This window comes from Micromonospora sp. PLK6-60 (assembly GCF_019890675.1).
In the GTDB taxonomy this organism is placed as follows: domain Bacteria; phylum Actinomycetota; class Actinomycetes; order Mycobacteriales; family Micromonosporaceae; genus Micromonospora.
Window position 1 is genome coordinate 1 of record NZ_JAIOAA010000032.1, and the last position, 23,031, is coordinate 23,031.

The 23,031-nt window shown below is 73.5% G+C and carries 23 protein-coding genes; 8 read left to right on the top strand and 15 right to left on the bottom strand.

What is annotated here, in order from left to right:
* Positions 1 to 612: 612 nt before the first annotated feature.
* A complete protein-coding gene (locus K7640_RS30525; protein WP_255610197.1) occupies positions 613 to 1,617 on the bottom strand; it encodes a hypothetical protein in 1,005 nt (334 codons plus the stop codon).
* Between the two features lie 212 nt (positions 1,618 to 1,829).
* On the opposite strand from K7640_RS30525, the gene K7640_RS29415 reads away from it, so the two are divergent.
* Positions 1,830 to 2,351, top strand: a complete 522-nt coding sequence (locus K7640_RS29415; protein ID WP_222958211.1) for an SRPBCC family protein — start codon at positions 1,830 to 1,832, stop codon at positions 2,349 to 2,351.
* 11 nt (positions 2,352 to 2,362) lie between these two features.
* On the opposite strand, the gene K7640_RS29420 is transcribed toward K7640_RS29415, so the two are convergent.
* A complete protein-coding gene (locus tag K7640_RS29420; RefSeq protein WP_222958212.1) occupies positions 2,363 to 3,067 on the bottom strand; it encodes a DUF2786 domain-containing protein in 705 nt (234 codons plus the stop codon).
* Positions 3,068 to 3,192: 125 nt separating this feature from the next.
* Between K7640_RS29420 and K7640_RS29425 the strand changes: the two genes are divergently transcribed.
* A complete protein-coding gene (locus tag K7640_RS29425) occupies positions 3,193 to 3,594 on the top strand; it encodes a hypothetical protein (RefSeq protein ID WP_222958213.1) in 402 nt (133 codons plus the stop codon).
* 44 nt (positions 3,595 to 3,638) lie between these two features.
* On the opposite strand, the gene K7640_RS29430 is transcribed toward K7640_RS29425, so the two are convergent.
* The gene (locus K7640_RS29430; RefSeq protein WP_222958214.1) at positions 3,639 to 4,034 is read right to left on the bottom strand and encodes a hypothetical protein; all 396 of its coding nucleotides are present in this window, start codon (positions 4,032 to 4,034) and stop codon (positions 3,639 to 3,641) included.
* Positions 4,035 to 4,199: 165 nt separating this feature from the next.
* Here K7640_RS29430 and K7640_RS29435 point away from each other — a divergent pair, with 165 nt between their 5' ends.
* On the top strand, positions 4,200 to 5,543 hold the full coding sequence (locus K7640_RS29435; protein ID WP_222958215.1) for an ABC transporter substrate-binding protein: 1,344 nt from the start codon (positions 4,200 to 4,202) through the stop codon (positions 5,541 to 5,543).
* A gap of 57 nt (positions 5,544 to 5,600) precedes the next feature.
* Here K7640_RS29435 and K7640_RS29440 read toward each other — a convergent pair whose 3' ends face one another.
* Entirely contained in the window at positions 5,601 to 6,341 is a 741-nt protein-coding gene (locus K7640_RS29440) for an enoyl-CoA hydratase/isomerase family protein (protein WP_222958216.1), read from the bottom strand.
* Positions 6,338 to 7,213 carry a 3-hydroxyacyl-CoA dehydrogenase family protein gene (locus tag K7640_RS29445; RefSeq protein ID WP_222958217.1) on the bottom strand — a complete coding sequence of 292 codons (876 nt, stop codon included), beginning with the start codon at positions 7,211 to 7,213 and terminating at the stop codon, positions 6,338 to 6,340. Before K7640_RS29445 ends, K7640_RS29440 begins: the two co-directional genes overlap by 4 nt.
* A 156-nt stretch (positions 7,214 to 7,369) precedes the next feature.
* On the opposite strand from K7640_RS29445, the gene K7640_RS29450 reads away from it, so the two are divergent.
* Positions 7,370 to 7,669, top strand: a complete 300-nt coding sequence (locus tag K7640_RS29450) for a hypothetical protein (protein WP_222958218.1) — start codon at positions 7,370 to 7,372, stop codon at positions 7,667 to 7,669.
* A gap of 83 nt (positions 7,670 to 7,752) precedes the next feature.
* Here K7640_RS29450 and K7640_RS29455 read toward each other — a convergent pair whose 3' ends face one another.
* Positions 7,753 to 8,532 carry a bifunctional 2-polyprenyl-6-hydroxyphenol methylase/3-demethylubiquinol 3-O-methyltransferase UbiG gene (locus K7640_RS29455; protein ID WP_222958219.1) on the bottom strand — a complete coding sequence of 260 codons (780 nt, stop codon included), beginning with the start codon at positions 8,530 to 8,532 and terminating at the stop codon, positions 7,753 to 7,755.
* Positions 8,533 to 8,646: 114 nt separating this feature from the next.
* On the opposite strand from K7640_RS29455, the gene K7640_RS29460 reads away from it, so the two are divergent.
* Complete coding sequence (locus K7640_RS29460) at positions 8,647 to 9,084, top strand: PPOX class F420-dependent oxidoreductase (RefSeq protein ID WP_222958220.1); 438 nt, start codon at positions 8,647 to 8,649, stop codon at positions 9,082 to 9,084.
* A gap of 443 nt (positions 9,085 to 9,527) precedes the next feature.
* On the opposite strand, the gene K7640_RS29465 is transcribed toward K7640_RS29460, so the two are convergent.
* Positions 9,528 to 9,737, bottom strand: a complete 210-nt coding sequence (locus tag K7640_RS29465) for a BldC family transcriptional regulator (protein ID WP_007073996.1) — start codon at positions 9,735 to 9,737, stop codon at positions 9,528 to 9,530.
* A gap of 251 nt (positions 9,738 to 9,988) precedes the next feature.
* Positions 9,989 to 10,828 (bottom strand): hypothetical protein, encoded by an 840-nt coding sequence (locus tag K7640_RS29470; protein WP_222958221.1) that lies wholly within the window; start codon positions 10,826 to 10,828, stop codon positions 9,989 to 9,991.
* 173 nt (positions 10,829 to 11,001) lie between these two features.
* Here K7640_RS29470 and K7640_RS29475 point away from each other — a divergent pair, with 173 nt between their 5' ends.
* Both K7640_RS29475 and K7640_RS29480 read left to right on the top strand, forming a co-directional pair.
* The gene (locus K7640_RS29475) at positions 11,002 to 12,084 is read left to right on the top strand and encodes a Glu/Leu/Phe/Val dehydrogenase (RefSeq protein WP_222958222.1); all 1,083 of its coding nucleotides are present in this window, start codon (positions 11,002 to 11,004) and stop codon (positions 12,082 to 12,084) included.
* Between the two features lie 303 nt (positions 12,085 to 12,387).
* A complete protein-coding gene (locus K7640_RS29480) occupies positions 12,388 to 12,603 on the top strand; it encodes a DUF3073 domain-containing protein (protein ID WP_222958223.1) in 216 nt (71 codons plus the stop codon).
* Between the two features lie 136 nt (positions 12,604 to 12,739).
* Here the strand turns inward: K7640_RS29480 and amcA are convergent, their stop codons facing one another.
* The 5 genes from amcA to K7640_RS29505 all read right to left on the bottom strand — a co-directional run bounded on the left by amcA (position 12,740) and on the right by K7640_RS29505 (position 17,435).
* On the bottom strand, positions 12,740 to 12,976 hold the full coding sequence (amcA, locus tag K7640_RS29485; protein ID WP_222958224.1) for a multiple cyclophane-containing RiPP AmcA: 237 nt from the start codon (positions 12,974 to 12,976) through the stop codon (positions 12,740 to 12,742).
* Positions 12,945 to 14,048, bottom strand: a complete 1,104-nt coding sequence (gene amcB / locus K7640_RS29490) for a cyclophane-forming radical SAM peptide maturase AmcB (RefSeq protein ID WP_222958231.1) — start codon at positions 14,046 to 14,048, stop codon at positions 12,945 to 12,947. Before amcB ends, amcA begins: the two co-directional genes overlap by 32 nt.
* 134 nt (positions 14,049 to 14,182) lie before the next feature.
* Positions 14,183 to 15,337, bottom strand: coding sequence for a phosphoribosylformylglycinamidine cyclo-ligase (gene purM / locus K7640_RS29495; RefSeq protein ID WP_222958225.1), 1,155 nt, complete (start codon positions 15,335 to 15,337; stop codon positions 14,183 to 14,185).
* A 59-nt stretch (positions 15,338 to 15,396) separates the two neighbouring features.
* Positions 15,397 to 16,929 carry an amidophosphoribosyltransferase gene (gene purF / locus K7640_RS29500; RefSeq protein ID WP_222958226.1) on the bottom strand — a complete coding sequence of 511 codons (1,533 nt, stop codon included), beginning with the start codon at positions 16,927 to 16,929 and terminating at the stop codon, positions 15,397 to 15,399.
* 173 nt (positions 16,930 to 17,102) lie between these two features.
* A complete protein-coding gene (locus tag K7640_RS29505) occupies positions 17,103 to 17,435 on the bottom strand; it encodes a sterol carrier family protein (protein WP_374198140.1) in 333 nt (110 codons plus the stop codon).
* A gap of 218 nt (positions 17,436 to 17,653) precedes the next feature.
* Between K7640_RS29505 and K7640_RS29510 the strand changes: the two genes are divergently transcribed.
* A complete protein-coding gene (locus K7640_RS29510; protein ID WP_308042856.1) occupies positions 17,654 to 19,579 on the top strand; it encodes a carboxypeptidase-like regulatory domain-containing protein in 1,926 nt (641 codons plus the stop codon).
* A 201-nt stretch (positions 19,580 to 19,780) separates the two neighbouring features.
* Here the strand turns inward: K7640_RS29510 and K7640_RS29515 are convergent, their stop codons facing one another.
* Both K7640_RS29515 and purL read right to left on the bottom strand, forming a co-directional pair.
* Positions 19,781 to 20,578, bottom strand: a complete 798-nt coding sequence (locus K7640_RS29515) for a 2-phosphosulfolactate phosphatase (protein WP_308042858.1) — start codon at positions 20,576 to 20,578, stop codon at positions 19,781 to 19,783.
* Positions 20,541 to 23,031 (bottom strand): phosphoribosylformylglycinamidine synthase subunit PurL (gene purL / locus K7640_RS29520; protein ID WP_222958230.1); only part of this gene is annotated, 2,491 nt, incomplete at its 5' end. The genes K7640_RS29515 and purL, both read right to left, overlap by 38 nt.

Here is a 23,031-nt window from a genome sequence, read left to right on the forward strand (position 1 = left end):
CCCGCCCGTGGTGGGGGCCCGCCCGTGGTGGGGGCCCGCCCGTGGTGGGGGCCCGGCCGTGGTGGGGGCCCGGCCGTGGTGGGGGCCCGGCCGTGGTGGGAAGCCCGGCCGTGGTGGGAAGCCCGGCCGTATTGGCCCTCGGGCCGAGGCCAGGAGTACCTTCTCGGCGCCTACCAACTTGATGTCGTAGACGAATCACGGCGAACTTCGATGTCTCCGGCCGGGAGCCAGCGCAACGGCGTCACCAGCGCAAACCCCACCACGGCCCAGCCGCGCTCGGTCCGGGTCCCGGGGCACTGATTCGTTTACGACATCAAGTTGGTAGGGCACGAACAAGGGTCCCCTCTGCCGGTGGCGGCGGGGCGACCGGCCGGCGGCCCGGGCTGCCCAGTCACAGCCCTTGGCAGCCGCCTGGGCTTGGACGGGCGGACAGCCACCAGAGCACGGACCGGGCGAGCAGCCACCCAGGCACAGCCGGCGGACGCCACCAGAGCACGGACCGGGCGAGCAGCCGCCGGGAACAGATGGGCGTCGGCCACGGGAGCGACCCGGTCCGCCTGTCGGAGGGCAGGTGCGGCAATTTCGCCCAGCCGGTCGAGGAGGCGACCCGGGTCACCGCTGGCGGCGCTGGGCCACCCCGGCCTGGATCGCCTCCCAGACGCTGCGGCCGGCCTGGCGCAGCGCCTCGCCGGCCTGACCGGCGAGCTGGGCGCCCGTCGTCGCGCCGCCGTGACCACCCTGGCCGCCACCGGCCCGCCCGGCGCCCTGCGGTCCGCCGCCCGGTCGAGCCGGGCCGCTCGCCGGACCACCGGTCCGCCCGGCGGATCGGGCCGCCGCCCCTGCCCCGGCCTCCCCACTACGCGGCGACGTCGGACCGGTTTCTTCCCGGCCCGACGGCGACTTCGCACCGGTTTCCTCCCGGCCTGACGGCGGCTTGTCACCGGCCTTCCCGCCCTGCGACGCTGCGCCAGCGGCTTCCCCGCCGGGCGGGGACTCCCGGCCGGCGGCTTCCCGACCCGGCGGCGGCTTCCCGCCGGTAGCCTCCCCGCCGGCCGGTCCCCGGTCCGGAGGCGTGGGGCGGCTGGCCGGAGCGGGTGGAGTCGGCCCCGGGGCCGCCGCACCCCGGCGCAGCGTCTCGTCGGCCACCGCGCCGACCTCGCCGATCCGTTGCCCGGCCTGCTCGGCCACCGCCTCGATCGAGCCGAGCGGCCGCCCCAGCCCCGAGGTGACCTCGCCGGTGACCGCCCCGATGTCCGCCACGCCGGCCTCGGCGGTCCGGGCCAGCGCGGTGATGATCTCCGGGTTGCGGTCGATCGTGGTCAGCGCCCGATCGAGGATCTCCACCAGCTTCTCCAGGCGTACCTTCAGCAGCGCCTCGGCGTGCACCCCGGAGATGTCCAGTTCGACGCCCTCGATGTGTACCCGCACCCCGGCGTCGAGCTGGAGCAGGTTCGCCAGCCGGGTACGCAGCGACACGTCCGCATCGAGGCGGTCCACCGCGAGCCGGATCGAGTCGACCGACACCTCCGGGATGTCGAGCAGGACGTCCGGCTCGACGTCCCGGCCGACCGCCGGTTGCCCGGTCCGCTCCGGTTCCCGTTCCCCGCTGTCAGTCATCGGTCCCCACTCACCTCCGCCGGCCCGGCCCCGGTCGGGAGCCGCGACCCCCACCCCGGTCGGGAGTCGCGCGACGGTTACCCGCTCCACGGCCTCCCATCCGCCCGGTCCCGGCCCCCGCAGAAACCCGGTATCCGGTCGGAAACCAGCTTGGTATCGGTCCGGAAAACGGAAGCTGCGCACCCGGGCATGAGCCGGTATGGTCCGGGCCTATGGGACAGGAGATGGCCGGCCCCGACGGTCTCCGGCAGGACAGTGACCGGTTCTCCCTGCGGACGGTTCTCCTCGCCCCGGCGCCCACCGAGCAGGCGTTCGCCGTCTTCACCGGGGCGCTTACCGACTGGTGGGTCCACGAATACACCTGGTCCGGGCCGCAGGCGCTGGCCGAGTTGGGGATGGAACCCCGGGCCGGCGGCATGCTCTACGAGATCGGGCCGTACGGTTTCCGCTCCGACTGGGGCCGGGTGCTCACCTGGGATCCGCCCCGACGGCTGGTCTTCACCTGGCAGATCGGCCCGGACCGGGCACCGCTGCCCGACCCGGCGCGGGCCAGCGAGGTCGAGGTGATCTTCGAGCCGGACGGGGACGGGCGGACCCGGGTGGAGGTGGAGCACCGGCACTTCGACCGGCACGGCGAGGCCGCCGAGGGCTACCGGCAGGCGCTCACCGCCGGCTGGGCCGAGCTGCTCTCCCGCTACCTCGCCACCCTCACCACGCTGAGCCGCCACTCCTGACCCGGCCGGGGTCAGCCCGGCAGGGGGCGGGCGGCCGACCGCCCGGGGACCGACGGATCACCCAGGTCCGCGCGGTGGCCGGCGGACTCACCGGCACCGAAGCCGCCGCCGGCCAGCCGCCGGCGCGGCGCCGTGCGAACCCGGGGGTACGCCTCGGCGAGCCGGCGGGCCACCCGGTCCGAGCGGTCGGCCAGCACCAACGCCGTCGAGGCCGTCCCCGCGTCGGCCACCGCCGCCGCCTCGGCCGCCCGTAGCCGCTCCCCGATCGCCTGAGCGAAGCCGGCCAGCCAGGAGCGGCGGAACGCGCCCGGATGCTCCCCGGCGGGCACCGGCGTGGCGGCCAGGCCATGTGCCGCCTGCACCAGCAGCGAGGTGAAGAGCAGCTCCACCCGTTCCAGGTCGCTGCCGAACCCGAACAGGTGCAGCACGAACCCGTCGCCCTGCTGCCGGCGTACGCAGCGGCAGCGCAGCGGGTCGGCCACCGCGACGAGCAGGCCGGCCTTGTCCCGGGCGTACGGGGCGACCACGTCGACCAGCCGGTCGCCGACCGGGTCGCTGGCCGGGTCCCGGGCGGCGAGCAGCGCCCGGTCCACGCCGTAGCGGGCGATCAGCTCGGTCGCCTTCGCGGTGAACAGCGCCGACTCGGCCGGCGGGCAGGCCGGGTCCTCGGCCTTGGCCAGCAGCTTGCGCACCTTGCTGAGCATGGCCTCGGACATGCCACCAGAGCTATCACACGCCGGGACGCCGGCACCCCTCGGCCGGCAAGACATCGACGGGTACCATCACCACGCTCCGCGCCCTGTCCGCAACACAGGGTCCATCCCTACCTCTGGAGGCACGCATGGCCCATCCGGCCGCCCGCCTGCTCGCCGCCACCGCGGCGCTGCCCCTGCTCGCCGTCGGCTCCCCCGCCTCGGCCGAGCCGGCCGGCCTCGCCGCGACCTGTTACGGCGGCGCGGTCCGCTCGTACTTCGAGACCGGCGGTTGGGGCGGTGACGCGGGCCCCTACCGCACCAGCAGCCGCTGCCAGGACATCAACGTCCGCAACGACAGCGCCTTCGGCACCGAGGCCTGCGTGATCTTCGTGGACAAGACCGACCGGTGCAACCGGATCACCTACCTGCCCGCCCGCTCGGGCTGGTTCACCGTGGCTACCGGCGTGAAGGACGGGGTGAACTTCCGGGTCCGCTTCAGCAATCTGCGCTACGAGTACGAGCCGCTGGTGGCGTACCACGCGTTCTGACGCCCGGCCCCGCGGCGCCCGCCCCCCGGCCGGGCGCCGCGGGGTCAGCGGGGGCCGCCGCGGCTGCGCAGCGTCGCCACCGTCGAGCCGGCGAGGGTGAGCAGGCAGTCCGGCAGCAGCCCGTCGGCCACCGCCGCACCGAAGAGCGCCTCGCCGGTGGCCGCGTCGTGATTGGCGTACGCGCTGACGAACCGGGCCACCCAGCGGGTGTCGTAGCCGACCCGGTCGATGTCGGGGAAGTCCAGGGCGCAGGTGCCGGCGGCGGGCGGGTCGCCCACCATCGTCGCGGCGAGGCACCACGCGACCCCGTACGCCCCGGCGAGACCGGACCGGTCGACCACCTGGTCGAAGGTGCCGACGACGGCGTCGCCGTCACCGTCCAGCGCCGAGCGGAGCACCGCGGTCGCGTCGTCGAGGGTCTGCTGTAGCTGGTCGGTCACGTGGCGCACAGTACGCACACCGGTCAACCGGTGACCCGTACGCGCTCCTCGGTGACGGTGGGTGTCGGTGCACTGTCGAGCAGCCGACTGAGGGCACTCCTCGATCCCACCGTTCGGGCCGGCACGCTAATGTGCCAGCGGATGTGCGCCGGAGGAAGGACGACCATGCTCGTAACACGCGGCTCGCGGGCCGGTGCCCTGGTGGCCTGCGCGGCGCTCCTGCTCGGTGCCGGCGCGTGCGGGACGGACGGTCCCGAGGAGGAGAAGAGCGGCCCCCCGCAGGTGCGGCTCTACGGCACCGACGGCAACATGCTCAACTCCTACCCCGCGGAGTTGAAGGAGCGGGCCGACCTGGTCGACGGCATGAAGGGCACCACCCCGCTCACGCCGCTGCCCGAGGACTTCAAGAAGCGGCTGCGGTCGGTCGACCCGAAGCTGACCGACTTTCTCTACGCCGCCGAGTCGTACGACGCGGTGGCGATCAGCGCGCTGGCCGCGCAGCTCGCCGGCACCACCAACCCGCGGGCGATCGCCAAGCAGATCGTCGGGGTGACCAACAACGGGCAGCGCTGCGAGACGGTGTCGGCCTGCCTGCGGCTGGCCCGCGAGGGCCGGGACATCGAGTACCGCAGCGTCTCGGTCACCCGGGCCGGGTTCACCGACGCCGGTGAGCCGGCCACCGCCAGCTACGGCACGCTGCACTTCGACGGGCAGCAGCTGAACGACGCCAAGACCGAGTTCGTGGGTGCCGGCGACGAGTCGGCCGCCAGCACCACGGCGCCGCCGAAGCCGAAAAAGCAGCGCGGCCCGGCGGAGGACGCCCCGCTGGTCCTCGGCGGCCTGCTCCCGCAGACCGGTGACCTGGCCCTGGCCAACCCGCCGCTGGCCGCCGGCGCCGTCCTGGCGGTGCGGGACCTGAACGCGGCCGGCGGGGTGCTCGGCAAGCCGGTGACCTGGATCCCCGGCGACGACGGCACCAACCCCGCGATCGCCAAGGCCACCGTGAAGAAGCACGTCCAGGCCGGCGTGCACGTGATCATCGGCGCCGGCGCGTCGAGCATCTCCAGCGCGGTGCTGCCGGACGTGGTGGCCGCCGGCCGGGTGCTCTTCTCCCCGTCCAACACCGACGCCGGGCTGACCACGGTGGACGACAAGGGGCTCTACTTCCGCACCGCCCCGCCGGACAGCCTCCAGGGCCGGGCGCTGGCCGACGTGATCCTGCGCGACGGCCCGCACAAGATCGCCCTGGTGGCCCGGAAGGACAGCTACGGCGAGGGCCTCCAGGAAAGCGTCCGGGCCGAGCTGGAGCGGGCCGGCATGGGCGCCGACCGGCTGAAGCTGCTGACCTACGATCCGCCGGCCGACGCCAAGGCGCCCCCGGTCGACTTCACCGCCGGAGCCCAGGAGATCAAGGCATTCGAGGCGGAGGCCGTGCTGCTGATCGGCTTCGCCGAGTCGGCCGCGGTGATCCGCGCGCTGGCCGACGCCGGGGTGCCGATCCGGCACTGAGGACGACGCGAGGGCCGCGCCGGGCGTACCGGTGCGGCCCTCGTCGGGTCACCGGGGTCAGCGGGACCGGCGGCGCTCCAGGAACTCGGTCATCCGGCGGTGCTTCTCCTCGTCCTCGAAGAGCACCGCCTGGCTGAGCAGGTCGAGCTGCGGGTGCGCGGCGGCCGGGGCGTCCACCGCCAGCTTGGTCAGCCGCAGCGCCAGCGCCGAACCCTTGGCGATCTCGTCGAGCAGCGCGTGCGCGGCGGCCAGCAGGCCGGCCGGCTCGACCACCTGGTTGACCAGGCCGATCCGCAGTGCCTCGGCGGCGTCGACCCGCCGGCCGGTGAAAAGCAGTTCCTTGGCCCGGGCCTCGCCGACCAGCGCCGGCAGCCGGTAGGTGGCGCCCGCGCCGGCCAGGATGCCCAACCGCACCTCCGGCTGGCCGAACACCGCACGGTCCGTGCAGACCCGCAGGTCGCAGGCGTACGCCAGCTCGGCGCCGCCGCCCAGCGCCGGCCCGTCCACGGCGGCCACGGTGGGCAGGGGCAGGGCCCGGATCCGGGCGAAGGCGGCCTGGTTGATGGCGGCGAGGGCGTCGAGCCGGCCGCGCTCGCGGAGCTGGCCGATGTCCGCCCCGCCGGCGAAGATGCCCTCCGCGCCGCCGGTGAGCAGCAGCAGCCGGGGCCGGGCCTCCAGCTCGGCGCAGACCGCGTGCAGCTCGCCGATCAGGTCGGCGTCGATGGCGTTGCGCTTCTCCGGCCGGTCCAGCGTGACGACCAGCCGGTCCGGCCGCTCCTCGACCCGCAGCCCGGTCACCGGCCGGCCTCCGCCGCGTCCCGGCGCCCGTCCACCCAGCGGTAGAAGCCCTGGCCGGACTTCTTGCCGAGCTTGCCGGCGGCGACCATCTCCACCAGCAGCGGCGGCGGCGCGAACCGGTCGCCGTAGGCGGCCTGGAGGGTACGTGCGATGTCGAGCCGCACGTCCAGCCCGACCACGTCGGTCAGTTCGAGGGGGCCGACCGGGTGCCGGTAGCCGAGCACCATCGCCTTGTCGATGTCGGCCGGGCTGGCCACCCCGTCGGCGACCATCCGGATCGCCTCCAGGCCGAGGGTGACCCCGAGCCGGGAGGTGGCGAAGCCGGGCATGTCGCGTACGACGACGGGGTCCTTGCCCAGCCGGCCGGCGAGCGCGACGGCCGCGTCGGTGGTCTCCGGGGCGGTGGCCGGGCCCACCACGATCTCCAGCAGCGCCATCGCCCAGACCGGGTTGAAGAAGTGCAGGCCGACGAACTCGGTCGGCCGGTCCAGCCCGGCGGCCAGCTCGGCGATCGGGATGCTGGAGGTGTTGCTGCCCAGCAGCGCGGGGCGCAGCCCTTCGGCCTCGCGCAGCACCGTCCGCTTCAGGTCGAGCCGTTCCGGCACCGCCTCGACGATCACCTCGGGCGCCGGGTCCACCTCGGCCAGGCCGGTACGCGGGCTGAGCCGGCCGCGGTTGGCCGCCGCCTCGTCGGCGGTCAGCTTGCCCCGCTGCACGCCGCGTTCCCACAGCTCGCCGAGGCGTGCCGCGGCGGCGGCGCCGCGCGCCGGGTCCACCTCGACCAGCTCGACGCGGTATCCCGCGCCGGCCGCCACGTACGCGATGCCGAGGCCCATCGTGCCGGCCCCGACGACCACAAAACGACCACTCATGACGCTCCCTCGCTGCTGGCGCGGCGCACGGGGTCTCCGGCGCGCGGCCGCTCGCTCCTGGGTGCGACCCTATGCAGCGGCACGCCGGGCGGCATGCGTGGGGGCCGACCGGATCGGGTACTGACGGCCGTCAACCGAGGGAAGGAACCAGTCGACATGAGCCAGGCACCGGAGAGCCTCGACAGCACCGCGACCGGGAACGAAACCGTGGAGACCCGCGGCGACGAGCGGGTGGAGCTGCTGCGCGCGGACACCAACCACGACGGGAAGACCGACGTCTGGGTGGTCGACACGGACGGCGACGGCAAGGCGGACCTGTTCCAGTTCGACACCGACGGTGACGGGAAGGTGGACGTCACCATGGTCGACATCGACGAGGACGGCACCCCGGACGAGGTCGTCGACGGCGACGGTGGCCTGCCGCCCGAGCAGCTCCCCCCGACCGTCCAGCTCTGAGATGTAAGGAGGGGCCCCTTGTTAACGCCTGGGCGTTAACAAGGGGCCCCTCCCATCGCGGTGGGCGTTAGCAGGGGCCCCTGCTAACGCTTGAGGGCGAGCGTCGCCAGGTAGTACGGGGCGTCGGCGTCGTCCACGTCGGTCAGCCGCCACGGGCTGCCGTGCACCAGCTCGGCGAGTTCCGCCACCGAGCAGACCAGGTAGTCGAACCAGTCGGTGCCCAACTGCCGGTAGCGCAGCCGCAGCCGCAGCTGCCCGCCGAGCCGCCCACGCCGGCGGTTGAGCTCGTGATAGCCGACGTGCACCGGATCGGTGGTGCCGTACGGGTCGGTGCCGTGCGCGATGATCCGCGCGCCGGGACGGGCCAGCGCCGCCAGCGCGGCGAGGAAGGCCGGTGCCCGTTCCCGCCCCTCGAAGAGGCCGACGTTGTTGCCGAGCAGCAGGAAGGTGTCGTACCGCCGGTCGTCGGCGGCGTGCTCGTCGACCGTGCCGTGCACCAGGTCGCGCAGCCCCCGGTGCCGGCACACCCGCAGCGCCCCGACCGAGGTGTCCAGGCCGGTCACCGGCACCCCGCGCTCCTGCAGGTGCAGCGCGATCCGGCCGCCGCCCACCCCGACGTCGAGGGTCCGGCCGCGGACCCGGTCCACCGCCCGCCGATCGTACGGCTGCCAGTCCGCCGGCCCGGCCAGGTAGTGCTCGGTGGGCGCGCCGTTGATCAGCCCGTCGTCCCGCTCGATGATCTCGATGACCGGACGGGGCAGCCGCCCGCCGACCAGCGGCCGGGGCCCGATCCCGGTCGCCACGGCGTACGCGTCCCGGATCATCTCGCCGAACACGTCGCCGAGCTGCGGTTCCCCGATCACGGCCGCTGTCTCTGTTCGCGACTGCGGGGCTCGCAAACCCGGCTCACTCCTCGCGCTCACGGCGATCACGCTATCCGGCCGGTGGTTGGCTGTCGCGGCCGTATCCTTGGCGGCGTGACGGAGCTGGACCGCCTGGCGGCGGAGAAGTACGTCCTGCTGACGACGTTCCGCAAGGACGGTCGGGCGGTGGCGACCCCGGTGTGGGCGGTGCGCGACGGTGACGCGCTCACCGTCTGGACGGTGGCGGACTCCGGCAAGGTGAAGCGGATCCGGCGCGACGGCACGGTGACCGTGGCCCCCTGCGACGTACGGGGCCGGCCGCACGGCGCGGCGGTGCCGGGGCGGGCGACGGTCTGCGACCCGGAGGGCACCCGGCGGGTGCGGCGCCTGCTCAAGCAGAAGTACCGGATGATCGGCCGGCTGACGCTGCTCGGCAGCCGGCTGCGCCGGGGCGAGGCGGGCACGGTCGGCCTGCGCATCGTGCTCGACGAGCCCTTATCGGCGGGCGGGATCCCGCCAGTGACTGATGGGCCGCGCAGGCTACCAACTTGATGTCGTCAACGAATCATCCGCCCGCGAGAAGCACCCCGATCGCGGGATTCCGTGGCAACGCTGATTCGTCTACGACATCAAGTTCGTAGGCTGCCGACCGCCCCCATAGGGCCTGTTTCATAAGGGCGGTCGAGCCGAGGCGGAGTCCGGGCGGCGGTCCGGCAAGGCGCGGTTTCGTCCGGATACCACACCGGTATCCGGACGAAACCGCAACGCAGCCGGTCGTCGTCCGGGCCCGCCGCAGGGCGGCCCGTTCTTGTGAAACAGGGCCCTGAGGGGGTGCGGCCTAGGGCGATACCCGTGCGGGGCGGGGGGTGGCGAGGAGATCGGGCGCGCCCCGCCTTCGCGGCGAGGCTCGGGCCCCACCCTGGAAACGAATCAGGGGCGGCGGGCTTGTCGCCCACCACCCCTGGATCCGAACGCCTGTCGACGCCCCCCGGCCGTCAGTCTCCCTGCCGCTGCTGCGGGATCTGGCCCTGGAGCAGAGCCCGCACCTCCGACTCGCGATAGCGGCGGTGTCCGCCGAGGGTCCGGATGGCGCTCAACTTGCCCGCCTTGGCCCACCGGGTCACCGTCTTCGGGTCGACACGGAACATCGACGCCACCTCGGCCGGCGTGAGCAGCGGCTCTGGTTCGTGCGTTCGCGATGCCATCGGTCACTCCTCCACATGTATAGACATCGGCCGGGGTCCCGCCGGCCGACGCGTCTCCCATGGTCCGGCTAGTCCCCGATGTCCGACATGGGCCGAACGGCTGAAGGTCCCTAGACGGACGGATGAACCATGCCCGATTTTTACGACTTTTACACCGCGAAAACTACCTTAATCGGACTGATGATCACCCCTGGTGAAGCGTCAGCTACGAGACAGTCTCGGGTTGACCTGCCCTGTTGGGCGATATGTAGTCAGTTGCACCGCTCCAGCAACTGCACCGCCCGCCACCGCGCCACCAGCTTGTCGTACGCCTCGGAGGCCTCCTCGGCCTCGCTGCGGGACAACGCCGCCAGGCCGGCCGCGACCAGCTCCGGCGAGTCGTCGGCGGTCAGCGTCTCGTCCGGCAGCAGCTCGACCAGGCCGCCGTAGTCCAGCTCCACCAGCGACCTCGGGTGGAACTCCTCCAGCCAGCGGGCGGCCTCCTCGACCGCCTCGGTGATCGGCGCCTCGCCGACCGACTTGCGCAGCACCGACAGCGCCCGCGACGACCGCCGGCGCGCCTTGGAGATCTCCGTCCGGTAGCGCAGCGACCGCCGCCCCGGTCGGGTGTTCAGGTCCCGCTCGCCGGCGTCGAAGAGCACGAACCACCGCAGCGGTACGCCCCAGGTGGCGATCTGCTCGTGCACCCGGGGCACCCCGTGCTCCAGCACCCGGGCGCCGCTGCGCCAGTCGTCCACCACCGCCTTGGCCTGGCCGGCCAGCACCGGCGGGACGAACGCGTCGGCGAGCACCGAGGGCACCCCGTCCCGGGCGCTCAGCGCCGCCTCGGCCACCCGGATCCGCAGGTTCCAGGGGCAGACCAGCAGCGTCTCGTCGGTCTCCACGACGTACGCCTCGTCCGGCAGGTCGGGCAGCCGCGTCCAGCCCGCGCCGAGCGCCTCGATCACCGCCGTACGTTGCCGGACCGGCCCGTCCGCCGGGGCCACCGCGCGGCCGTCGGAGACGTACCGCCGCCAGAACGACTGGCGATCCCGGTCGAAGGCGGACAGCGGCTCGTACACGCGCAGATAAGAAGCGAAGAGCGACGGCACGGCGCGATCCTCCCACGACTGGTGGAGCCGACCCCGGTCGGCGTCTCCGATCCCGCGTGACGCGGCCGACAGGGCGGCACCGAGCGATATTAGGCTCAGCGGCACCGGCAGCATCCCCGCCGGCGTCCACCAGGGCAGCGGCCCACAAGGCCGCACACCGACAGGAGCAAGCAATGGGCGTTTTCGCGAGCACCGACGACCCGGGGTCGAGCGGCCACGAACAGGTCGTCTTCTGCCAGGACAAGCAGAGCGGCCTCAAGGCGATCATCGGCATCTACTCCACCGCGCTGGGCCCCGCGCTCGGCGGTACCCGGTTCTACCCGTACGCCAGCGAGGAGGCCGCGCTGGCCGACGTGCTCGACCTCTCCCGCGGGATGGCCTACAAGAACGCCCTGGCCGGGCTGGACCTCGGCGGCGGCAAGGCGGTCATCTGGGGCGACCCGGAGCAGCTCAAGAGCGAGGCGCTGCTGCGCGCGTACGGTCGCTTCGTGGAGTCGCTGGGCGGGCGCTACTACACCGCCTGCGACGTCGGCACCTACGTCGCCGACATGGACGTGATCGCCCGGGAGACCAGCTATGTCACCGGCCGCAGCGTGGAGCACGGCGGGGCCGGCGACTCGTCGATCCTCACCGCCTGGGGCGTCTTCCAGGGCATGCGGGCCGCCGCCGAGCACACCTGGGGCACCCCCAGCCTGGCCGGCCGGCGGGTCGGCGTGGCCGGCCTGGGCAAGGTCGGCAAGTACCTCACCGGGCACCTGGTGGAGGACGGCGCCGAGGTGGTGGCCACCGACGTCAACCCGAAGGCGCTGGAGTGGGCCCGCGCAACCTACCCGCAGGTCACCCTGGTCGACGACGGCGCCGCGCTGGTCGCCGCCGACATTGACGTGTACGCCCCGTGCGCGCTGGGCGGCGCCCTGAACGACGACACCGTGCCGGTGCTGCGGGCGAAGGTGGTCGCCGGCGCGGCCAACAACCAGCTCGCCCACCCGGGCATCGAGAAGGTCCTCGCCGACCGGGGCATCCTCTACGCCCCCGACTACGTGGTGAACGCCGGTGGTGTGATCCAGGTGGCCGACGAGATCGAGGGCTTCAACTTCGACCGGGCCAAGCTGCGGGCCACGAAGATCTACGACACCACCCGGGAGATCCTGCGGCTGGCCGACGACGAGGGCGTTCCGCCGGCGGTGGCCGCGGATCGGCTCGCCGAGCGGCGGATGGCGGAGATCGGTCGGCTGCGCACCATCCGGCTGGGGTGATCGGGGCCACTCCCGGGGACGGGCCGATGTCCCGTTCCCGGGTGGAGCCCGCCCATCGCCCCCGCTAAGCTGAACTTGGGGTGATTTACGGCGGTCTGACCGGTGTCATGGCCGCCCCGGCAGTCGCTCCTTACCCGGTACACTGGGTCACGGCCGGGTGACCGCGACGCGCGGAGCCGGCCAGCGGTAACCCGAGGTGCCGAACGGTGGCATCCCCATGTACCGTAAGAGCCACGAGAGATGCCTGACGTCATCGGGGCCCGCCTTCGGGCTGCCCCGAATTCTGTGCGAGGGGGTCGAGCCATGGGGCGCGGCCGTGCTAAGGCCAAGCAGACGAAGGTGGCCCGGGAGTTGAAGTACCACTCCCCGAACACCGACCTCACCGCCTTGCAGCGCGAACTGGCGGGAGCTGGTAAGTCGGACCACGACTTCGACGACGACTACAAAGAGTATGTCGACGACGACGACGAGGACCACGCGGACGACGACCCGGATTCCTGGGCGCGTACGACCCGCTGAACCACGGACACAGCTGAGCACGCGGTGACACCCGCGTGCTCACCCATGTGTCGGCTGGAAGGCCCGGCGTACCACCGCTGATCAAGGGGCCTGCCGGGCCGGGTGGCACGGCAGGCCCCTTGATCGTGGTCCGCGCTCAGCGCGGCCGGTTGTTCCAGTTGTAGAACGTCGGGATGTTCTCGAAGTGGTTCCAGGCGCAGACCGCGCTGGCCCCGTCGCCACCGGCCACCTCCGCGCGCAGCCGGCGCGCCGTCTCCGCCTCCCGGAGCAGTGCGGTCAACCCGACGGCCGCCTCGCGGACCCGGTCGGCCACCGGATCCCCGCCGGCCTCCCCGCCACGCTCAGGCTGCCGATGACTCCTCGTCTCGGGCATGCTCCAACACTCCCTCCAATAGGCGGATCTTGCTGTTGCGGCAGTGCTCGGTCTCCGTACCGTCGAAACGCTTCAGCTCGAAGTAACGGTTGGCCGCGTGGCCGCCGCCGCAGAAGCCGAAGTACGGACAGGAGGTCCGGCACGCCTCCACCCCGGTGAGGAACTCAGCCACCCAGGGTGTGCCTTCGGCGCCGGCCAGGATCTCCCCCAGCGGGGTCGCCAGCACGTTGCCGCTGCTGAAGTCGCCGTACCGGGGGTCGGTGAAGCCGGCCAGCTCGGGGGAGAGCACGGTGACCGACCCGTCGTGGCCGATCGTCGGGATCGGGTCCAGCCGCCGTGGCAGCAGATCGTCGGCGGTGCCGTCCAGGATCGCCGCCGCGTATCGCAGGGACCACTCCACCTCGCGCAGGTGGATCCGGGGGTCCCGCCGCCAGGCCGCGACCAGTTCGGCCCAGAACGCCGTCACGGCGGCCGCCTCGTGCGCGTTCGACCGGGTGTTGACGCCCTCGGTCTCCTCGATGTTGATGCCGAGGACGTCGCAGCCCAGGTCGAGGAAGTAGTCGTACAGCTCGGCGGCACGCCCCGGGCCCGGCTCGCTCACCACCGCGAGAGCGGAGAACGGCAGGCCGTGCCGGCGCAGCGCGGTGATCCCGCGCAGGATCCGGTCGTACGCCGGCCGCCCACCCCGGGTCACCCGGTCGCCGTTGCGCTCCGGTGGCCCGTCCACGCTCACGCTCACCCGCACCCGGTGCTCGGCCAGGAACGCGCACCACGCGTCGTCGATCAGCGTGGCGTTGGTCTGCACGTGGTGCTCGACGTCCGGGCCGAACGGGGCGAGCAGCGCCGCGAAGTGCTCCCGGCCGGCGGCCAGCGGCTCGCCGCCGTGCCAGACCACCGAGAACCGGCCGGCCGCCGCCCACGGCCGCACCGCGTCGGCGACCGCCTCGGCCACCGCCACCGGCATCCGCCGGTCCTCGCCGCGCAACGGCAGGTAGCAGTAGACGCAGTCCAGGTTGCAGAGGGTGGTCGGCTGCATCACCACGTACGTGGGCACGGCGGCGACGCCGCGCATGCCCGTACGGGCGCCCGTTGGCGCAGCCATCGGCCCTCCCTCCCCCTGCCTGAGAGCGACCTTCAGGCTAGGCGGCGATGGCCACTCGGGTGAAGAGCTGATCAGGTGCTCGGATGATCACCGCAGAGTGATCATCAACCCCGGGTGTGCTGGCCGACCATCTGCACGTTGCCGGAACCCTCGATGATCTCGCCGGCCTGCCAGGCGTCCACCCCACGGCCGGTAAGCGTCGCCAGCGCCCGGTCGGCGTCCTCCGCCGAGACGACGGCGAACATGCCGACGCCCATGTTGAAGGTGGCCTCCATCTCCGGGTCCTCGATCCGCCCCTTGGACTGGATCAGGTCGAAGACCGGCTGCGGCTTCCAGGTGGAGCGGTTGACCACCGCGTCGACGTGCTCCGGCAGCACCCGGACCAGGTTACCCGGGATACCGCCGCCGGTGACGTGGGCCAGCGCGCGCACCTCGGCCTCGGCGATCAGCTTGAGGCAGTCCTGCGCGTAGATCTTGGTGGGGGTGAGCAGCTCCTCGCCGAGCGTGCGCTGGCGGCCGAAGTCGTCGATCACCACGTCCAGCCGCATCCGGCCGGCACCGAGCAGCACGTGCCGGACCAGGGAGTAGCCGTTGGAGTGCAGGCCCGAGGAACGCATGGCGATCACCACGTCGCCCACCTCGACCCGCTCCGAGCTGAGGATCGCGCTCTCCTCCACCACACCCACGCCGGTGGCGGAGATGTCGTACTCGTCCGGGCGGAGCACGCCCGGGTGCTCCGCGGTCTCGCCGCCGAGCAGGGCGCAGCCCGCGTACCGGCAGCCGTCGGCGATGCCCGCGCCGATCTCGGCGACCTTGTCCGGCACGACCTCGCCGGTGGCGATGTAGTCCAGCAGGAACAGCGGCTCGGCGCCGCAGGCCACCAGGTCGTCGACGACCATCGCGACCAGGTCGATGCCGACCGTGTCGTGGATGTCCATCTGCTGCGCGATCACCAGCTTGGTGCCCACGCCGTCGGTGGACGAGGCCAGGATAGGGTTCTTGTATTTCTTGGTGTCCAGCCGGAACAGGCCGGCGAAGCCGCCCAGGTCACCCATGACCTCGGGCCGGCGGGTCTGCTTCACCTTGGACTTGAGCAGCTCGACCGCGCGGTCGCCCGCCTCGATCGACACCCCGGCGTCGGCGTACGAGACCGAGCGTTTGCGCGCGGCGCGGCCGGTGCCGGCCGTCCAGGGCTGGCGGTCGCCGCCGGCTCCGGACGGGCTGCTTCCTGCGCCGCTGCGCTCGGACACGTGCGTCACGGTTCTCCCCTTTGTGGTTCTCACGGGCCGCGTTGCAGGCCGGCCCGCGCCGGGTGGTGCTATGGGCGGTGTACGGTCGCGCCGCCCGGTGCGGCGACGAGTGCGGGATCGGTGTGCTCCGGGACCAGGTCGGCGACCCGGCGCCCCACACCTTCGAGGACGTGCTTGCCGATCAGGTTCCCCGCCGGCAGCTCGATCGGGTACTCCCCATCGAAGCACGCCCGGCAGAGTCGGGTCTTCGGCTGCTCGGTCGCCCCGATCAGACCGGTGAGCGATACGTAGCCCAGCGTGTCGGCGCCGATCGAGCGCCGGATGCCTTCGTTGTCCAGCCCGTTGGCCAACAGCTCGGCCCGGGTGGCGAAGTCGATGCCGTAGAAACACGGCCAGCTCACCGGCGGCGAGGAGATGCGGACGTGCACCTCCAGCGCGCCGGCCTCGCGCAGCATCCGGACGATGGCCCGCTGGGTGTTGCCCCGGACGATCGAGTCGTCGACCACCACCAGCCGCTTGCCCCGCACGTTTTCCCGCAGCGGGTTCAGCTTGAGCCGGATGCCCAGCTGGCGCAGGGTCTGCGACGGCTGGATGAAGGTGCGCCCGACGTACGGGTTCTTGACCAGGCCGGCGCCGTAGGTGATGCCCGACGCCTCCGCGTACCCGATCGCGGCCGGCGTGCCGGACTCCGGCACCGGGATCACCAGGTCGGCCTCGACCGGGTGCTCCTTGGCGAGCTGGCGGCCGATCTGCACCCGGGCGGCGTGCACGTTGCGCCCGGCGATGGTGGCGTCCGGGCGGGCGATGTAGACGTATTCGAAGAGGCAGCCCTTGGGCTCCGGCGCGGCGAACCGGGTGGAGCGCAGGCCGTCCTCGTCGATCGCGATCAGCTCGCCCGGCTCCACCTCGCGGACCACGCTGGCGCCGACGATGTCCAGCGCCGCGGTCTCGCTGGCCACCACCCAGCCGCGCTCCAGCCGGCCCAGCACCAGCGGGCGTACGCCGTGCGGGTCGCGGGCCGCGTAGAGCGTCGACTCGTCCATGAACACGAAGCTGAAGGCCCCGCGCAGCCGCGGCAGCACCTCCAGCGCGGCGGCCTCGACGGAGAGGTCGGGCCGGCTCGCCAGCAGCATGGTCACCAGCGAGGTGTCGTTGGTGGCGGCGTCGGCGACCAGCTCCCGCGCGACGGCCTCCCGCTGGAGCTCGGCGGTGTTGACCAGGTTGCCGTTGTGCGCCAGCGCGATGGTGGTGCCGGCACTTGTCGCCCGGATCGTCGGCTGGGCGTTCTCCCAGGTCGAGGCCCCGGTGGTCGAGTAGCGGGCGTGCCCGATCGCGACATGGCCGCGCAGGCTGGCCAGGGTGGGCTCGTCGAAGACCTGGGCGACCAGCCCGAGGTCCTTGTAGACCACCACCCCGGAGCCGTCGCTCACCGCGATGCCGGCCGCCTCCTGACCCCGGTGTTGCAGGGCGTACAGCCCGAAGTAGGTGAGGTTGGCGACCTCCTCACCGGGGGCCCAGACGCCGAAGACGCCACACGCGTCCTGGGGGCCGGGTCGTTGGGGATCAAGGTCGTGGCTCAGCCGGCCATCGCCTCGGGGCACGTGCCGCTCCCTCATGCTGGACTGGCCTGGCGGAAGGCGGGGAATGCTCCGCACCACTGGGCCGGGACCACTGTCGTCGCCTGACAGTGTACGCGAACCGGGTCGACACAGAAAGTCACGATCTCACTGCGCTGCGTCACCCAACTGCCCGGGAATTCCCGCCCGAACCGGCGTCAGCCCTGCTGGAGCGGCAGGTACCCGGAGAGGTCGGCCCGGACCCCGCTCACCCGGACCCGACCCTGCGTGACCGCGTCCGCCCAGCCCAGCCGGCCGGTCGCCACCGCCAGCCAGGTCACCGCGTCCGTCTCCACCACGTTCGGCGGCGTACCCCTGGTGTGTCGTGGGCCGGGAACACACTGAACTGCACCGTAAGGTGGGACTCGCACCTCCACCGATCGGCCGGGTGCCCGCTCGGCCAGCAGGGTCAGCAGGGCACGGACCGCATCTCGCAGCACCGGCCGTTCGGGCTCGCGCCCCTCGCCCAGCGCGGCGAGCGCCGCCGAGATCGCGGCGGACTTAATGTGCGGAGAGGACACGACGGGACGATACGACCCCGCGGCGAGCGGCGGCACGTCGGCCCTGGGTCGCGCCGATCCAGTCAGACAAGGCATAGTTGCCGACGGCGTATTTCGTACCGTGATGATCCCGGCCCCGGCCAGGGTAGTCAGACCGGAAGGCGGTGGACGTGTCAACACACCGACGTGCCTGGAAGCTTCGGGCCGGTGTGGTCGTAGCGCTGGTTGCCGGCGCGCTGCTCACCGTCCCCGCCACACCGGCTCTCGCCGCGAACCCGGACGTGCAGATCACGGACCTGCCGTCCGGCACGCTGACCAGCGGTGAGCAGACCACGATGACGTTCAGCGTCAAGAACAACAACGACGCGCCGACGCCGTTCGCCATCACCGTCTCGACCTTCAACGGCCTGTCCTGCCGGGGCGGCTGTGACTCGACCCGGTTGGTCCCGCCCGGCTCGTCGGTGGACTTCACCGTCACCCTGGTCGCCGGTGACCTGCAAAATGGGCAGACCAGGTCCGGCCAGGTGACCGTCTCCGCCAAGGCGCAGGGCGACCAGGGCAGCGACTCCCGGGCCATGACCGTGCGCGGGCCGGACGCGCCCCCGCCACCGTCGCCGACCCCGGAAGAGGTCAAGACGGTCAACACGATCTCCGGCAAGGTGATCGTCACGGCCAACCGGGACGCGGTGCCGAACGCCACGGTGATGCTGCTCGACTCCGGCGGCCACCGTTACCAGACCACCAGCGACGGCAACGGCAACTTCCGCTTCACCGGTTCCAAGAGCGCGCCGATCACGCCCGGCCAGATCCAGCTCGGCGCCAGCAAGGACAACATCGTCAACACGAAGTCCATCAGCGCGAACGCCGGGCAGAGCCTGACCGGCCAGCGGATCAGCCTGGCCATCCCGGTCGAGGTGAAGCCGAGCGCCACCCCGTCGGCCACCGCCGAGCCGGTGCCGACGGAGGAGCCGACCGAGGAGCCGGCCACCGAGGACGAGGCCACCGAGGCGCCCCCGGCGCAGGCCGAGAACGCCGCGTCGGAGGCGCCGGACAGCGGCCCGTCGTGGCTGTTGATCCTGCTCGGTGGCCTGTTCGTCGCGGTCGGCGTCGGCACCATCGTGCTGCTGCTGATGAAGCGCAAGGAGAACGCCGACGACGACGGCCCCGCGGCCGCGCCGGCCGGTGCGGTGCCGGCCGCCCGCGGCGGGTACGGCGGCACCGACGACCAGACCCGGGTGGTGAACCGGGTCGGCGCCGGGCCGGACCCGACCATGGTCGGCGGCACGGCCATCAACGACGCACCCACCATGCTCCAGCGCCCGGTGGTGGACGACGTCCCGCCGGACCCGTACGGCGCACCGCCGCCGCCCGCCTTCGGTGGCGGCGGGGGTCAGCCCGGCTGGGCCGGCAGTGGCGGCTACGGCGAGGACGCCCACGGCCAGGGTGGCTACGGCGGTTACGGCAACGCCCCGTCCTCGGGCGGCGGTTACGGCAACGCCCCGTCCTCCGGTGGCGGCTACGGCAACGCGCCGTCCTCCGGCGCCGGCCGCGGTGGGCCCGACTACGGTGCCCCGGCCGGCGGCTACGGCGGCGGCCAGGGTGGTGGCGGCTACGGCGAGCGCTACGACGAGCCGACCGGCCGGTACGGCGGCGAGGGCACCCAGTCCTACGCGCCGCCCGCCGACCCTTACCCGACCAGCACCTACCAGCCCACCGGCGAGCCGGGACACGGCTACGGCCAGGAGCCCTCGTACGGCGGCGGGCACGCCGCGGCGGACCCCGGTGGCGGCTACGGCGGCCAGGGTGGCTACGGCGGCGGTCAGGGCGGCGGCTACGGCGGCGGCCAGCAGGGGTACGACGGCTACGACCAGCGCGGCGGCGGGTACGCCCCGGAGCAGCAGCGCGGCGGCTACGACCAGGGCGGCTACGGCGACCAGGCGGGGTACGGCGGCCAGGGCGGCGGCTACGGCCAGGACGGGTACCCGCCGGAGCAGCGCGGCGGCGGCTACGACAAGCACTCGTACGACCAGCAGGGCGGCTACTACAACGAGCAGGGCCAGCAGCCCGGCCGGGGTCGTGGCGACGGGCCGCAGCAGGACCGGGGCGGCCGCCGGCTGGACTGGCTGGACGACTGACCGACGCGAGGCCGACCGCCGCGCGGACCGCGCCGGGCGACGAGCCCCGGACACCTCGGAGCCGGTGATACCTCAGAGTCATCATGATGACTCTGAGGTATCACGCGTTCGGGGGCACCGCTGGCCGCCGACGTGACGCTGGGTGTTCACCGCGCTGATCGCGGATGCCCGCCCGCCACCGCGAGCAGCCGGCCCTCGGGCTCAGGCGGCGGTGAAGACACCCTGCCGTAGCACGGGCACCACCGTGGAGACACCCACCTGGACGGCCACCTCCACGTCCGCCGCGAAGCCGCCCTCGATCAGCTCCCGCCCGGAGACGCAGCCGCGCACCGCGGCCGGCACGTCGGGGGTGCTGGCCAGCGCCGCCAGCGCCATCGCCGCCTCGACCGAGAGCCCGCCGGGCGCCCCGGAGATCGCGTCGAGCACGCAGGCGGCCCCGAGTTGGTCCTCCACCGCCGGGCGCAGCGAGCCGTCGGGCCAGCGCTCCCCGGCGGCGATCACCCCGACCGGGGCGTCGCCGGTCCCGTACCCCTGCTCGCGCAGCCACCGGCCGACGGCCCGGGCGTTGCGCAGGCAGCCGGCCACCACCGGCAGGCCGGTGGCGCTCGCGGCGGCGCTGATCGCCGAGCCGTTCGGCGACGGCAGCACCAGATCGCTCACCACCGGCGCGCGGCTCAGCGCCGCCGGCGACAGCGACCACGGGCGCTCCTCGCTCACCTGCCGGCGGCCCACCGCCGCCACCGCGCCGACCCGGCGGGCGTACTCGGCGGCCTGCTCCCCCCACGGGAAGGGGTGTACCCGCATGCCCCGGCCGACCGCCACGTCGACGGCGGTGGTGAACGACAGCACGTCCACCACCACCAGGGCGGCGCAGACCCGGCCGAGCTCCGCCGCCCCGGTCAGCCCCCAGTCGAACCGGGCGCCGGATCCGGGCTGGGCGAAGACCGCAGCCGCAACCGCCTCAGCGTTGCTGAGCCGGACCGGGTTCCGCGCCGTCACCGGACTCCACCTCGGTCGGTCCCGCGTCCGCTGCCGGCTCGCTGACCGGGCCATCGGCCGCCGGCCGCGCAGCCACGCCCTCGGCGCCCGGCTCCGCCACCGCCGCGTCCGCGCCCGGCTCGACAGCCGCCGCGTCCGTGGTCGGCTCGACAGCCGTGGCGCCCGCTCCCGGCTGGACAGCCGTGGCGTCCGCGACGGGTTCCGCAGCCGACGCCTCCGGCTCCCCGGCCACTGCCTCGGCGGCCGGCTCGGTCACGCCGCCCTCGGCCACCGGGGCACCAGCCGCCGGAGCGGCGGCCGTCGGTCGCGGGTCGGTGCCGGTGGGCGGGCCGGCGACCGCCGGAGCGGCCCGCAGCGCGTCCGGCGCGGTCGCCTCGACGCCGCCGAACAGGCTCGGCAGCGTCGCGGCGTGCGCGGCGTGCAGCTCGTCCAGGCCGATCCGGAACTGGCCGTACACCTCCAGCGCGCCGCCGGCCGGGTCGGTGACGCCGATGTGCTCCCACGGCACGCCGCGCTCGGCGCAGAGCGCCGTGAACGCCTTCTCGTGCCCGCGCGGCACCGAGACCAGCGCCCGGGACGACGACTCGCTGAACAGGTAGACGAACGGCATCGAGCCGCCGTCGAACCGCTCCGGCACCACGACCCGCGCGCCCACCCCGCGCCGCAGGCAGGACTCCACCAGGCTCTGCGCCAGACCGCCGTCGGAGAGGTCGTGGGCGGAGCTGAGGTGCCCCACCCGGGCCGCCTCGGCCAGCAGGTCAGCCAGCTGGCGCTCGCGGGCCAGGTCCACCATCGGGGGTACGCCGCCGAGGTGCTCGTGGGTCACCCAGGCCCACTCGGACCCGGAGAGCTCCACGTGCGTCTCGCCGAGCAGGAAGATCTGGTCGTGGTCGCCGGCGGCCCGGGGCACGAAGCCCATCGGCACCCGCTCGGCCACGTCGTCCAGCACGCCGAGCACGCCGACGACCGGGGTGGGGTGGATCGGCGCCGGGCCGGTCTGGTTGTAGAAGCTGACGTTGCCGCCGGTCACCGGGATGCCCAGCTCCAGGCAGCCGTCCGCCAGGCCACGGACGGCCTCGGCGAACTGCCACATCACGCCCGGGTCCTCCGGCGAGCCGAAGTTGAGGCAGTTGGTCACGGCGATCGGCTTCGCGCCGGTCACCGCCACGTTCCGGTACGCCTCGGCCAGCGCCAGCTTGGTGCCGTGGTACGGGTCGAGGCGGGCGTACCGGCCGTTGCCGTCGACGGAGAGGGCGACGCCGAGGCCGGTCCGCTCGTCGATCCGGATCACGCCGGAGTCCTCCGGCTGGGCGAGCACGGTATTGCCCAGCACGTAGCGGTCGTACTGCTCGGTGACCCAGGTCTTGTCGGCCAGGTTCGGCGAGGCGATCATGCGCAGCACGGTCTCCCGCAGCGCCTCCGGGTTGCCCGGCCGGGGCAGCGTCTCGGCCCGGTCGGCCTGGAGCAGGATCAGGTCGGCCGGCTCGCGCATCGGGCGGGCGTACACCGGCCCGTCGTCGACAAGCGAGCCCGGCGGCACGTCGACCACGAGCTGGTCCCGCCAGGTGATGACCAGCCGGCCCGGCTGGCCGTCCGGCGACGGCGCGGTGACCTCGCCGATGGCGGTGGCCCAGACGCCCCACTTCTCGGCGGTCTTGAGCACCGCTTCCAGCTTGTCGGGGGCGACGACCAGCAGCATCCGCTCCTGGGACTCGCTGGCCAGGATCTCGTGCGGCTCCATCGAGGGCTCGCGCAGCGGCACCCGCTCCAGCCAGACCCGCATGCCGGTGCCGGCGGAGGCGGCGGTCTCGGTCAGGGCGCAGGTCAGGCCGGCGCCGCCGAGGTCCTGGATGCCGACGACCAGCTCGGCGTCGTACAGCTCGAGGCACGCCTCGATCAGCAGCTTCTCCATGAACGGGTCGCCCACCTGCACGGACGGGCGGCGCTGCTCGCTGCCCTCGTCGAAGGTGGCGCTGGCCAGCACGGACACGCCGCCGATGCCGTCCCGGCCGGTCTTGGCGCCCATCAGCACCACGACGTTGCCGGGGCCGGTGGCGTCCTTCTTCTGCAGCCGGTCGACCGGCAGCACGCCCAGGCAGAGCGCGTTGACCAACGGGTTGCCCTGGTAGCAGGGGTCGAAGACCACCTCGCCGCCGATGTTGGGCAGGCCCAGGCAGTTGCCGTAGCCGCCGACCCCGGCGACCACGCCGGGCAGCACCCGGGCGGTGTCCGGGTGGTCGGCCGCGCCGAAGCGCAGCGGGTCCATCACCGCGACCGGCCGGGCGCCCATGGCGAGGATGTCGCGGACGATGCCGCCCACCCCGGTCGCCGCGCCCTGGTACGGCTCGACGAAGCTCGGGTGGTTGTGCGACTCGACCTTGAAGGTCACCGCCAGCTCGTCGCTGACCCGGACCACGCCGGCGTTCTCGCCGATGCCGGCGAGCAGCCGGTCG